The organism is Rhizobium sp. 05N430 (genome assembly GCF_056396985.1).
In genome coordinates this window covers 373930-386476 of the sequence record NZ_JBFTMO010000001.1, presented here as the reverse complement: position 1 = coordinate 386476, position 12547 = coordinate 373930, and the positions used below count along the sequence as shown (strand labels likewise).

General features: G+C 62.0%; 10 protein-coding genes. 4 read left to right on the top strand and 6 right to left on the bottom strand.

Going from position 1 to position 12547, the window contains the following annotated elements; genetic code table 11:
- Positions 1-94: 94 nt before the first annotated feature.
- The 3 genes from AC1DJO_RS01880 to AC1DJO_RS01870 form a co-directional block, all read right to left on the bottom strand.
- Positions 95-3844 (bottom strand): AsmA family protein, encoded by a 3750-nt coding sequence (locus tag AC1DJO_RS01880; RefSeq protein WP_477968697.1) that lies wholly within the window; start codon positions 3842-3844, stop codon positions 95-97.
- A gap of 89 nt (positions 3845-3933) precedes the next feature.
- Entirely contained in the window at positions 3934-5346 is a 1413-nt protein-coding gene (locus tag AC1DJO_RS01875; RefSeq protein ID WP_477968695.1) for an FAD-binding oxidoreductase, read from the bottom strand.
- Between the two features lie 140 nt (positions 5347-5486).
- Positions 5487-6521 carry an aldo/keto reductase gene (locus AC1DJO_RS01870; RefSeq protein ID WP_477968693.1) on the bottom strand — a complete coding sequence of 345 codons (1035 nt, stop codon included), beginning with the start codon at positions 6519-6521 and terminating at the stop codon, positions 5487-5489.
- Positions 6522-6613: 92 nt separating this feature from the next.
- On the opposite strand from AC1DJO_RS01870, the gene AC1DJO_RS01865 reads away from it, so the two are divergent.
- The 3 genes from AC1DJO_RS01865 to AC1DJO_RS01855 all read left to right on the top strand — a co-directional run bounded on the left by AC1DJO_RS01865 (position 6614) and on the right by AC1DJO_RS01855 (position 9152).
- On the top strand, positions 6614-7516 hold the full coding sequence (locus AC1DJO_RS01865) for a LysR family transcriptional regulator (RefSeq protein ID WP_477968691.1): 903 nt from the start codon (positions 6614-6616) through the stop codon (positions 7514-7516).
- An 85-nt stretch (positions 7517-7601) separates the two neighbouring features.
- Positions 7602-7850, top strand: coding sequence for a DUF6719 family protein (locus tag AC1DJO_RS01860; protein WP_477968689.1), 249 nt, complete (start codon positions 7602-7604; stop codon positions 7848-7850).
- Positions 7851-8054: 204 nt separating this feature from the next.
- A complete protein-coding gene (locus AC1DJO_RS01855) occupies positions 8055-9152 on the top strand; it encodes an AbrB family transcriptional regulator (RefSeq protein WP_477968687.1) in 1098 nt (365 codons plus the stop codon).
- Here AC1DJO_RS01855 and AC1DJO_RS01850 read toward each other — a convergent pair.
- Positions 9112-10017 carry an AraC family transcriptional regulator gene (locus AC1DJO_RS01850; RefSeq protein ID WP_477968685.1) on the bottom strand — a complete coding sequence of 302 codons (906 nt, stop codon included), beginning with the start codon at positions 10015-10017 and terminating at the stop codon, positions 9112-9114. The two genes, AC1DJO_RS01855 and AC1DJO_RS01850, sit on opposite strands and share 41 nt — an antisense overlap.
- A 15-nt stretch (positions 10018-10032) precedes the next feature.
- Here AC1DJO_RS01850 and AC1DJO_RS01845 point away from each other — a divergent pair, with 15 nt between their 5' ends.
- Positions 10033-10440: a DUF2000 family protein gene (locus AC1DJO_RS01845; RefSeq protein WP_477968683.1), complete on the top strand. Its 408-nt coding sequence runs from the start codon at positions 10033-10035 to the stop codon at positions 10438-10440.
- A gap of 51 nt (positions 10441-10491) precedes the next feature.
- Here the strand turns inward: AC1DJO_RS01845 and AC1DJO_RS01840 are convergent, their stop codons facing one another.
- Together AC1DJO_RS01840 and AC1DJO_RS01835 are read right to left on the bottom strand one after the other, a co-directional pair.
- Positions 10492-11157: a YiaD family glycine zipper/OmpA-like lipoprotein gene (locus tag AC1DJO_RS01840; RefSeq protein WP_477968681.1), complete on the bottom strand. Its 666-nt coding sequence runs from the start codon at positions 11155-11157 to the stop codon at positions 10492-10494.
- Between the two features lie 204 nt (positions 11158-11361).
- On the bottom strand, positions 11362-12360 hold the full coding sequence (locus AC1DJO_RS01835; protein ID WP_477968679.1) for a flagellin N-terminal helical domain-containing protein: 999 nt from the start codon (positions 12358-12360) through the stop codon (positions 11362-11364).
- Positions 12361-12547: the final 187 nt, after the last annotated feature.

Below are 12547 nucleotides of genomic sequence, written 5' to 3'. Positions count from 1 at the left end.
TTCCCCGGTGCGTATCAACCTATCAGCATCCTGTGAAGACCGGTGAGAGCGAATTTAGGCATCCGCGTGGAACGGTAATCCCGATCCGCTCTGATCATTGCTGCACCGGCACACCCGGCAGCGTGTCGAAATTCAGCTTGTTGCCGCTGACGGGCGGTGCCGGATCGACCAGTTGCCCTTCGGCACGGCGCTGCGCTTCCGCGGCAGCGGCCGCCTTGGCGTCTGCAGCGGCTTTCGCATCCGCCTCGGCCTTTGCCTTGGCGTCAGCTTCTGCTTTGGCTCTCGCATCGGCTTCCGCCTTCTGCCGGGCAGCCTCCTCCGCAAGCGCTCTCAGGCGGTCTTCCTCGGCCTTCCGTTCAGCCTCTATCGCCGCTGCCCTGGCGCGCTCGGCGTCGTTGAACTTGTAGAGGGCCACTTCGCGGCGCAGCCGCTGCTTTTCCAGTACGTTGGCCTGCAGCCGCTCGACGCGGCGTCGTTCGCGCTCAAAAGCCCGCAGCGACAGGTAACCGGTGATGTCCGTGACATCCATCGTCCGGCCGGGCGATGCCAGAAGGCCGGAGAAATCAAGCCGCAATGCCGGGTCGGCACCGGACAGCGCCTCGTTGCCGGGGTTGAGGCCGATATCGAGCGAGGCGTTCACCCGCTCCTGCGGCAGATCGATCTGCGCATTGCCGGTGACCTTGGCAAGATCATTGGCGACGGTGACGTTCTGCACGCGCAGCACGCCGTCGGTAATGTTGAAGGGAATACCCAGCGGCGGCAGCTTTGCCTCACCGTTGTTCAGCAGCGTTTCGACGATCGGATGCACCTTGCCGGCGTTCAGCTGGTCCTTCATCGGATCGGTGGCCGACAGCAGTGGCGCAAGGATCGCAAGGTTCAGACCGCGCACGCTGGTGTCGCCAAGCCGAAGTTCGCCAGAGCCGGTCAGCGAACTCGCAAGCTCCGTCATCGTCTTGCCCGAGGCTTCCGAACTCATCGACAGGCCGAACTTGCCGCTGGCAACCGGCGTTCCGTCACGCGCCCAGATCACACCGCCGAGATCGGCATCGGCGAGCGCCAGCTTGGTCTGGAAGAACCCGGTTCCGTCGGCATTGGTGAAGAGCATATTGCCGGAAAGCTTGCCGCCGTCCCAGTTGCCCTGCATGCCGTTCAGCTGCAGCTCGTCGCCCTTGTAGGCAATGGTGCTCGAAAAATCGTTGATCGCGCCGGACCAGCCCGGCCAGAACTGTTTCGCCGAAAACTTCAGATTGACGTCGGTGTCCTTGAACACCGGCTGTCCGAGCCCCTGTGTCGTCAGATTGCCGGTCGCGGCATCGGTCATCGGTCCATAGACGGTCTCACCGAGCCAGATCGCATCGGCACGGTCGAGCGACAGGTCGCCTGTCGCCGTGGTCTTGTCAGCCTTGCGGTCAACGGTCAGCCCGCCGGAAAACTTGTTGTCGGCGGCGTGGCCCTTCAGATCAGCAAAGACGATCTTTCCGCCATCGATGGTCGCCGTCGTCTGCAGCCCGAACGGCAGGCCGGTTCCGAGCTGCGGCAACGCAATACCGTTCATAATCAGGTACGGGTCGAGATCGGCGCTCTCAAGCGATATGCCGATCTGGCCGTTCATGAAGTTTTCCGGGCGGACATCGACCTTGCCACTGGCAGTGAACGACGTCCGGTCGGTCGCAAAGGCCAGCGATGCATCGGCGGGATCCGAGTCGGTAACTTGAACCTTGAGCGACAGCCTGCCATTGGCATCAGCCTCGACAGGCAGCGGGTCGAGCCCGGCCTGGCCGAAGAGCACGGCCGTGGTCGCATTCTCAAGCGTCCCCTCCAGGCTGGTCGTTCCCTTGCCTGTCAGCGCCAGAAGATCGGACATCCGGTAATCGAGATTGACCCGGCTGCCGTTCGAAACGCCGGCGAGCGTCAGCGTCAGCCCGTCGCCCTGATCGCCACCAAGCGTCAGCGCTCCGCGCAGCGCCGTGTTGGTGTACCAGGCGGCATTGCGCACCAGCCGGTCCATCACGGGATGACCAGGCAGATGCTCCTTCAGCATGGTGAAGAACGGGCCGGGGTCGGCCGATTTGAAGGTGATCTCGCCGGAGCCCTTGTAGTCGAGCAGTGAGCCTTCGGCGCGGCCGGTGGCAGTCAATTCCGCACCAGCAAAATTCTTCACCGCCAGCTTTTCGATCGCCAGTGCGCCATCGGCAATCGTGAAATTGGTCTCGACATTGGCAGCCTCGACGCCGAAAGCGGTAAACTTGTCGGCCTTCAGCTGCGCGGTGATCTTGTGATCGAGCACGTTGTCACCAGCGTCCTGGCCGGTGAACAGCCCGGTCAGCGCCCGCAGCGCATCGAGATCGAGCGCATCGCCGCCGAGCGCCACGTTCAGCGACGGCGTCTGGTCCTTCGGTGCCAGCCGCTCCAGCCTGCCCTTCAGCGTTGCCGGACCAACAGCGATCTCCAGATTGTCGAAAGCCTGCCTATGGTGGGTCAGACTGACATCCGCCGAGAAGCCGGCCTGCCGCAGCTGACGGATCGACGGATCGACAGAACCGGCGAGCCATGATGCAAGCCCGCTCGGCTGGTTGGATGCCACCGTCACGTGCCCGTTGAAGGACGGCTGACCACGCAACGCAAGGCGCCCCGTGCCTTCCACCTGCGTGCGGCCGGGCAGCGTTCCGACGGCATCGTCGATCGTCCAGCCATCGCCGGCCGGCTGCAGGTCGAGCTGCACATCGCGGATCGTCGTATCGCCGGCAACGATCGCCGGCAGCCGGACGCTCGCCTTTCCGGGCACCTGCGGGATCGGGACCTGGGCAACGATATTGATCAGCGAGTTGAGACGCTGCCGCGCCGAGAGCCCAGGGTCACGCGCCGTCTTGCCGCCGGCGCCCTGATTGCCGATCCTGTTGACGTCGATCTGCTGGCCATTGGCGATCAGCAGGAATTCCGGCGCGCTGCCGGTATCGAGTGTCGCTTCGCCTGTTATCACATAGGGATCGTCCGTCGAGCCGATTTCCAGCCGGTAATCAGGCACGCGGATGCGCTCGTTGGTCAGCTCGAAGCGACCTTTGACGCGAGGGGGCGGCGCGGTCTTGTCGCTCTTCGCCTGCCCGCGGTTCTCGATCGCCGCCGACATCGTGCCCTGATAATTCGGCTTGCGATCGACGAGCTTCAACTCGCCATCGAGATCGACGCTAACGGGGTGCTGATCCGGAACCAGCCGGGTGCGGACCTTCAGCGCGCCGTTTTCATCCGGCTGACCGCTGGCGATCACGAAACTGCCATGCTCACCATCAAGCGTCGCATCACCATCGATCCGCCAGGGACCGGCAAGCGATTTTGCCGACATCTCGGCATTGAGGCCGGTAATATGGCGTGAACGGCCGGACTGATCGTCGATGAATTGCACGTCGCCGCCACTGACATGAACGTTTTCGAGTACGACTGTCTTGGCAGGGATCTCAGACTGACTGCCGCGCGTCCAGTCCAGCGTTCCATCCTTCTGCAGCCGCAAGCGCACCTTCGGATTGACGACCCGCATGTCGAAAATCAGCGCTTCGCCCGACAGGAAAGGCGCCAGCTCGGCATCCATCGAAAACTGCTCGACCTGCACGATCGGCTGTCCATCGGGCTCCTGGCCGACACGCACGTCATGCAGCGTCACCGACGGAAACGGCAGAAGCCGCGCATCGACGGTGCCGTGCACGGTGACTTTCTTGCCGATGATGCGGCTTGCCTGATCCTCGAAATTCTTGCGGAAATCGGTCCAGTCTATGAATAGCGGTGCGAATAGCGCCACAACGAGCACTACGACGATCACTCCCCCTAGAAAGACGAGGAACCGGCCTATCAAATCAAGGATTCTCCATTCGGAATTCTGTTGCCGACACTACTGTTATTCATGCCGGTAGCAAGACCGAAGATCATGAGATTGTTCCGTTTTCAGCCGAGATGGAAAATCTTGCCGGGGTTGAAGATATTGTCCGGATCGAGCGAGCGCTTGACCTGCCGCATCAGATCGACGGTGCCGCCGAGTTCCTGTTCCAGAAATGACATCTTCCCCTGCCCGATCCCATGTTCGCCGGTGCATGTTCCATCCATCTCGAGCGCCCGGGCATTCAATCGCGCCACGAAATTCTCGACGGCCGAAATGCCCTCGCTGGTCTTGTCGTCGAAAAGCACAAGCACATGAAAATTCCCGTCGCCGGCATGCCCGACGATCATCGCCAGCAATCCGTTCGCTTCGATATCTGCCTGCGTCTCGGTGATGCAATCCGCCAGCCGTGAGATAGGAACACAGACATCCGTCGAAAGTGCGGCAAGCTCGGGCGCCAGCGCCCGCGAAGCCCAGTAGGCGTTATGGCGGGCCTTCCAGAGCTTGGCGCGCTCTTCGGCATTGACGGTCCACAGGAATTCGCCGCCGCCGCATTCGGTAGCGATCTCGGCAAACTGCTGCGATTGCAGCGCGACGGTCTCGTCGGTACCGTGGAATTCCAGAAACAGCGTCGGCGTTTCCTCATAGTCGAGGTTCGAATAGGCGTTGCAGCACCTGATCTGCAGCGCATCGAGAAGCTCGATGCGGGCGACCGGAATGCCCATCTGAATGGTCATGATGACAGCGTCACAGGCTGCCTTGATCGTGGGGAAAGAGCAGACACCGCCGCCGATCTTCTGCGGAATGCCCTGCAGCCTCAGCGTCACGGATGTCAGGATGCCGAGCGTCCCCTCGGACCCGACAAAGAGCCGCGTCATGTCGTATCCCGCCGAAGACTTGCGCGCGCGGCGCGCGGTGCGGATTTCCTCGCCATTCGCGGTGACGGCTGTCACCGACAGCACGTTGTCCTTCATCGTTCCGTAGCGCACGGCGTTGGTGCCTGAGGCGCGCGTCGAGGCCATGCCGCCGATCGAGGCATTTGCACCCGGATCGATCGGAAAGAACAGGCCTGTATCGCGCAGATAGACGTTGAGTTCTTCGCGGGTGATACCAGGCTCGACGGTGCAGTCGAGATCCTCGGCATTGACTTCGAGAACACGGTTCATCCGGCTGAAATCGATCGAGATGCCGCCATTCGGCGCGTTCACCTGCCCCTCCAGCGACGAGCCGGTGCCGAAGCCGATCAGAGGTACTTTGTGCTCCGCGCAAACCCTGACGGCGGCTTTCACATCATCGGCGGTCTCGGCAAAGAGAACGCCATCAGGTAGCTGCGCCGGAATATAGGTGGTCGTGTGGGCGTGCTGGGCGCGAAAGGATTCGCCGGTCTGGAAGCGCTCGCCGAAGCTCTGTTTGAGGATGCCGAGAACCGCGGCGATCCCCGCCTCGTTGCGCAATCCGGATTTCGCGTCCTTGAGAGCCATCCCGTTGATCTCCAATACATTCCACCATCGACAGGCAGGCTGGTATGAGACAACTGGGAAGACATGTCCAGTCAAGATTGACCTTAGTCAGGATGATGAAGGGGCGGCCTTTTGCATGAGGCCTCCCCTGCTATCAACGGTCAGACGATCGGCGGATTGAGCCGGGCAAAGCCTTCCTGCCTACGGTAAGGGAAGTAGGGATAGGGCGCCGTCTGCGCGCTGACGCTGTCAAGCCTGCCGATCTGCTCCTTGGTCAATGACCAGCCGACGGCTTCGAGGTTCTGGCGAAGCTGGGCTTCGTTGCGGGCGCCGATGATGACGCTCGAGACGGTCGGACGGCTGGTCAGCCAGTTGATGGCGATCTGCGGCACCGTGCGGCCGGTTTCCGCTGCGATCGCTTCGAGCACATCGACAATGTCATAGAGCTTCTCGTCGTCAACCGGCGGGCCGAATTCCGCCGTCTGATGCAGGCGGCTGCCTTCAGGCAGCGGCTGGCCGCGGCGGATCTTGCCGGTCAGACGGCCCCAGGCAAGCGGGCTCCAGACCAGCGCGCCGACGCCCTGATCGGCACCGAGCGACATCAGTTCCCATTCATAGTCGCGGCCTGCCAGCGAGTAATAGACCTGGTGCGCGACATAGCGCGGATGGCCGTTGGCATCGGCGGCGGCGAGCGATTTCATCAGCTCCCAGCCGGCGAAATTGGAGACACCAGTGTAGCGCAGCTTTCCGGCCGCGACGAGACCGTCGAGGGTGGCCAGAACTTCCTCAACCGGCGTGGAAGCATCGAAGGCGTGCAATTGCAGCAGATCGATATAGTCGGTGCCAAGACGGCGGAGCGCGTCGTCGACAGAGCGGATCAGACGCGACCGCGAAGTCCCCCAGTCTGCCGGTCCGTCGCCGGTGGGCAGCCCCGTCTTGGTCGAGATCAGCACCTGATCGCGCTTGCCGCGGATCGCCTGCCCCAACACCTCTTCCGAAGCACCGGCAGAATAGACGTCGGCGGTGTCAAACAGATTGACGCCGGCCTCGAGACAGATATCCACCAGCCGCCTTGCCTCAGTGGCGTCGGTATTGCCCCAGGCGCCAAACAGCGGCCCGGATCCACCAAAGGTGCCGGCACCGAAGCTGAGCACCGGAACGCGCAGGCCAGATCTGCCGAGATTTCTGTATTCCATGGTCTTTCTCCTGTTGCTCCAGCAGAGATAGACACTGCGAATACCGCGATATAGATTGCTGCAAGGAAACTCATCTATGACTTGAATTCATCATGAGCAGACAGGACATCAACCGCTCGGGCGAAATGGAAGTCTTCGTCCGGGCCGTCGAACTCGGCGGATTCTCGGCGGCCGCCGCGGCCTGCCGCATGACGCCGTCCGCCGTCAGCAAACTGATGACCCGCCTCGAAGCGCGGCTCGGCACACGCCTGATCAACCGCTCGACCCGCAAGCTGCAACTGACGCCCGAGGGAACCGCCTTCTACCAGCGCAGCGTCACCATCCTCGCCGATATCGCCGAGGCCGAACGCTATGCCTCGGCTGGCGAGCAGGCGACCGGCCCTATCCGCATCAATACCAGCGGCTCGTTCGGCAATCATATCCTCGCACCGCTGGTGCCGCAGTTCATGGCGCTGCATCCCGGCATCACCCTCGACATCACCCAGACAGACCGGATCGTCGATCTGATGGAAGAGCGAGCCGACGTCGCGATCCGCGCCGGTCCGATGAAGAGCTCCAGCCTCGTCGCCCGCAAGCTTGGCAGCACGCGCAATTTCATTGTCGCCTCGCCGGACTATCTCGCCCGGCACGGCGAGCCCAAATCCATCGCCGATCTCGAAAAGCACTGCCGCGTCGGCTTTTCCTATTCGCGCGCCATTCAGGGCTGGCCGCTCATCAGCGATGGCCAGACGGTCAACGTACCGGTAACGCCCGGCGTGCAGGTCAGCGATGGCGAAGCGATGCGCCATATGGCGCTCGCCGGCGCAGGCATGGCCCGGCTCGCGGCCTTCACGCTACGGCAGGACATTGCCGCAGGGAGACTTGCCGTCGTCATGGAAGCCTTCAATCCTGGCGATATCGAGGATTTCTATGCCGTCTATATCGGCCAGGGCGGCCCGCTTCCCGCCCGCGTTCGCGCCCTCCTCGATTTTCTGGCTACCCACGCCAAGCTATGAGCCCCTCGCGGCTAGCTCGAAAAGGCGAATTGGCAGAGGCCGCAAAGCATAGTTGTGTTCTTCCCGGCAACGGAGGGACACCGAGATGCAAGCCAAGGCCAACCCGAAAATGAGAGGAATGACCGTTCTGTCGTCGGCAGGAGCGGTCCTTGCGATGCTGACATCCCCGGCAGACGCCGAGATCAAGACGGTGACGACAAAGCCGACCGCGGCGACGATGACGCCGGGTGAGCCGGTGCTGTTCGACGACAAGACCTGCCCCGCCGGGATGATCGCGAAGTTCACCAAAGCGAAAAGAAACAACAACATCAGCAAGAAATGCGTTCATAAGTGAACGGACACGCCGCTCGTCTCACACGCATCGCATGCCACCGGTGATGGTGGCGCGCAATGCCAGATTTTGCAGTTGACCCTGACGCGCGCTGACAAATATACCGGCACTGCGCCCCGGCATCCCCCGCCGGTCTGAGAAGTCATGCCGATCCCCGCCTTCGATCGCCCTGCGCGGTAAATCAGATCGGCCAACAAGATCGCGTCGATGCCTTTCAAAGCCCTTGCCAGCGTCCTGCCTTCGAGAGCAAGCCTGCCCCGCTGGGCGATCCTGCTCGCGTTTTCGACGCTTCTGGTTCTCGGGCTGGAAATGCTTGGCCTGCCGGCATCGCTGCTGATCGGACCGATGGTCGCCGCGATCGTTCTCGCATTGACCGCCTCGAAATCGCAGCTCCGCGTCCCGCGCTGGCCGCTGCTCTTCGGCCAGGCACTCGTGGGCTTCCTGATGGCCCGCGCCATCACCGTCGACATCGTCCAGACAATGGCCGACGACGCCCTGCTCTTCCTGTCGATGATCTTCTCGATCATCGCTGCCGCGGGCTTGCTCGGCTATGTCCTGACCAGATGGCAGGTCCTGCCAGGCACGACCGCCGTTTGGGGCTCGTCGCCCGGTGCCGCCTCGGCGATGACCATCATGTCGGAAGCCTATGGCGCCGATGCCCGTCTCGTCGCCTTCATGCAATATCTGCGCGTCGTCTTCGTTGCCGTCGCCGCCTCGGTGGTCTCGACACTCTGGGCAAGTGCGGAAGGCACTGAGCCGCCGCCACTGATTTTCTTCCCGCCGATCGACTGGCCGGCTTTTGCCGCAACAATGGCGCTGACCTGCCTCTGCACCTATGCCGCGGCCCGCTTCCGCATTCAGGGCGGCACGATCATCCTGCCGCTGATCGCCGGGTCGACGCTGCAGGGCCTCGGCCTGCTCACCATCGAGCTGCCGCTCTGGCTGCTCGCCATCAGCTACGCCCTGATCGGCTGGAGCATCGGCCTGCGCTTCACGCCTTCGATCATCGCCCATGCCGCCCGCGCCCTGCCGCGCGTGGCCGCCTCGATCCTGACGCTGATGTCGATCTGCGGATTGATGGCCTTCGCGCTTCACAAGCTCGCCGGCGTCGATCCCCTCACGGCCTATCTGGCGACCAGTCCCGGAGGCGCGGATTCCGTCGCCATCATCGCTGCATCGAGCGATGTCGACGTGCCCTTCGTCATGGCGATGCAGGTCGGGCGTTTCCTGGTGATCCTGTTGACCGGCCCCATGCTCGCCCGCTTCATTGCGCGAAAGAGCGGACTGGCGATGAGCCGCGTCTGAGCGAGGCCCACTGCCCCGGCGTCATGCCATAGGCCTTCTTGAAATGCCGGTTGAGATGGCTCTGGTCGGCAAAGCCGGTCGCAAAGGCAACCTCCGGCAGTTTCTCGCCTGCAATGATCAGCGCCTTTGCCTGCTGCAGCCGCCGCATCAGCAGATAGCGGTGCGGACTGGTGGCGAAGGCGGCACGGAAATGCCGGGACAGCGTGAACCGGTCGAGGCCGGTCACCGTCTCCAGTTCGCTGGAATGAACGGCGCGCGTCGCATGCGCCTCGAGATAGTCCCGTGCCCGCCGCGCCTGCCGCCAGGCGATCTTGCCGATCGGGCGAACCGATGCACCAGCGTGCCGCACCAGGCCTCCCGCCACGTCGGTCAGAAAATCGTCGACGAACAATCCGTCCAGCTCACCATCGAGATCGGCAAGCGCGCCGAGCAGCACACCAGCCAGAGCCGCATCGCCGAAAACGGGTTCATCGACGAACGGAAGCCCCACCTTCTCCATCTCCAGACAGTCGGCGACCAGCGCCGGCTCGATATAGAGCATGCGGTATTGCAGCCCATCCTCGGTTCCCGCACCGCCGTCATGTTCCTCGTCCGGATGCAGCACGATCACCTGCCCCGGCATGCTGAAACGCCTCTCGCCACGATAGCTAAAGGTCTGCACACCCTTCAGCGTCACGCCGATCGCATAGGTGTCGTGCCGGTGCGGCTCGAAGGCATTGCCTGAAAACTGCGCCTCGATGCGCTCGATCCCCGGAAATGCCGGCGCGGTCAGGATTCCGTCGCCCGCAAGAGGGGCGCACAAATGTTCAAGACCCGCAAAGACCGTTGAATTTACATCCTCGCTCAAGGCTACCTCGAAACGCATCTGAAAGACTGGAACATGTTTGATACCAAAATTGCGATCGTCCTGCGAAACAATCTTGCATCCTGGCAGACACTGAATGTCACAGCCTTCCTGATGAGCGGTATCGCCGGACGGCACCCGGAGATCCTCGGCGAAGCCTACAGGGATCGCCGAGGAAATCTCTACAACCCGCTTTCCATACAGCCGATCATCGTGCTGTCGGCCGACGACGCGACAATATCAGCCGTCCACCGCCGGTCTCTGGAGCGCGGCGTCGCGACGTCGATTTTCATCGAGGAAATGTTTGCCACCGGCCACGATGCCGCCAACCGCGCCGTCTTTGCAGAATTCGCGCCCGATGACGCCAAGGTCGTCGGCATCGCGCTGCGCGCCGACAAGAAGATTGTCGACAAGATCACCAAGGGCGCATCCATGCATGCCTGAACGAAAACGGCCGGGCGATGACCCGGCCGTCTGCAATCGAGAAAGACGAAATCAGCCCTGGGTAACCGGAGCGATCTGGATTTCGACGCGGCGGTTCTGCGCACGGCCCGCTTCCGTCGCGTTCGATGCGACAGGCTGCGACGGACCGAAGCCCACGGCCGAAACGCGCCGCTGATCGATGCCTTGGCCGCCGAGATAATCGGCAACCGAAAGGGCGCGGCGCTGCGACAGATCCTGGTTATGCTGCAGGCTGCCGGTCGAATCCGTGTGGCCGTTGACGTCGATGAGCGTGCGGTTGAACTTGCGCAGCACGATCGCGACCGAATTCAGCGTCTGATAGAAACCCGGCTTTACCGCGTCCTGATCGACGTCGAAGGTGATGTTCGATGGCATGTTGAGAATGATGCTATCGCCGTTGCGGGTCACCGAGATGCCCGTGCCTTCAAGCTGCTGGCGAAGGTCCGCTTCCTGCTGGTCCATGTAGTTGCCGATGGCACCACCGGCAAGCGCACCGACGCCGGCCCCGATCAGCGCCGCGTTGCGCGCACCATGGCCGCGTCCGCCGAGCGCTGCCCCTGCCAACGCGCCGCCAACGGCACCCAGCATCGCACCACCCGCGGTGTTCGACATCTTCTGCTCGCCCGTATAGGGGTCGGTCGTGGTGCAGGCGCTCAGATAGCTGGCGGCAAGCGCCAGAAGAAGGAATTTCTTGATCATGGGCAGAAGGCTCTCCGTTCGAAGCTGACCCGAGCAAATATTAAGGAATGCGGCAACAAGATGAATGCGATCATCCGATAGCCCAAAATTCTGGAAATGCACACGCAGGACTGCCAACTGTCCCCGGATATCACCAGTTTTACGAAGTGGCCAAACGCAAATCGCCCGGGATGGTCCGGGCGATTCGATTTCAGCTTATAGAACTCAGATACCCTGGAAGAGCTGGGTGATCGTGTTGTAGCTCGCATTGGCGATTTGCAAAGCCTGGAGACCGAGCTGTTTCTGCGTCTGCAGGGCCGCCAGCCGGCCGCTCTCCTCTTCCATATTGGCGTCCACGAGGCGGCCGATGCCGGACGTGTAGGAATCGGTCAGCGACTTGGCGAAATCGTTCTGCAGGTCGATACGCTTTTCCAGCGCCCCGAATGACGAACCAACAGTCGTCATCTGCTTCAGCGCCGCATCGGTCACGCCGATCATATCCTTGATGTCGTCAGCTGAGCTATTGGCGTCGAGGCCGATCTCGACCTGACCGGCCGTATTTCCCTCTTTGCTGAACATCATCACGTAATTCTTCGCGGCACCAAGCTCGGTCGCAAAATGATCCGTGGTCAGCGCCCCATATTCACCGGTGCCGCCAGCGCGGTCGTCGACCATATAGCGGGCGTCCTGAGAGGTTGTCACACCAGTGGACGGCATGTCGATGTGATAGGTGAGCGTCGAGACCTTGACCGAACCGTCGTCACCACGAATGAACGCCGCCGGGATCTCCTTCGGCTTCGTCGGATCGTCTTCGTCGGTCAGAACCACCCAGTTGTCGCCGTTGAAGCTCGCAGCTTCGGACACCGAGCGCAGCTGCGCCTTCAGCTGGGTGATCTCATCGTTGATCTTGGTCTTGTCGACACCGTTCTCGGTCGCCGCAACCAGCTTCGATTTGATCGTGGAGACGATCTCGATGGCGCTGGAAACCGCGGTATACGCAACCCCCATGGTTGCCGCCGCCATGCCCAGGGCGTACTGGATCGCGCCGTTCGCCTTGTTGTCGGTGCGGACGGTCGTGGCAATCGCCCAATAGGCACCGTTGTCCTTCGCCTTTTCGACGCGAAGGCCCGAGGAAACATGATTTTGTGTCGTGGTCAAATTGCGGTTGGTATCGCGCAGGATATGAAGCGCCGCATCAACCGATGTGCGTTGAAAGATACTCACAGAACTAGAACTCCGAACACAACTATACGCAACTAACTGACATGACCGGGTCCGCGAAACGTCATGTTCGGGCGCTGAAAATCAGCGGAGAATGCACCTCCAAAAACGCTGGAGGCATTGATCGGTCACGAGGCGATCATTGCCGCTTATACTTAAAAAACGGCTAACATTCGCAATTGATTCACGC

Bases quoted from the DNA above. Each gene is read 5' to 3' on its own strand.
- AC1DJO_RS01840 (WP_477968681.1), bottom strand. From the start codon at position 11,157: ATGATCAAGAAATTCCTTCTTCTGGCGCTTGCCGCCAGCTATCTGAGC.
- AC1DJO_RS01845 (WP_477968683.1), top strand. From the start codon at position 10,033: ATGTTTGATACCAAAATTGCGATCGTCCTGCGAAACAATCTTGCATCC.
- AC1DJO_RS01860 (WP_477968689.1), top strand. From the start codon at position 7,602: ATGCAAGCCAAGGCCAACCCGAAAATGAGAGGAATGACCGTTCTGTCG.
- AC1DJO_RS01855 (WP_477968687.1), top strand. From the start codon at position 8,055: ATGCCTTTCAAAGCCCTTGCCAGCGTCCTGCCTTCGAGAGCAAGCCTG.
- AC1DJO_RS01875 (WP_477968695.1), bottom strand. From the start codon at position 5,346: ATGGCTCTCAAGGACGCGAAATCCGGATTGCGCAACGAGGCGGGGATC.
- AC1DJO_RS01865 (WP_477968691.1), top strand. From the start codon at position 6,614: ATGAGCAGACAGGACATCAACCGCTCGGGCGAAATGGAAGTCTTCGTC.
- AC1DJO_RS01850 (WP_477968685.1), bottom strand. From the start codon at position 10,017: ATGCGTTTCGAGGTAGCCTTGAGCGAGGATGTAAATTCAACGGTCTTT.
- AC1DJO_RS01870 (WP_477968693.1), bottom strand. From the start codon at position 6,521: ATGGAATACAGAAATCTCGGCAGATCTGGCCTGCGCGTTCCGGTGCTC.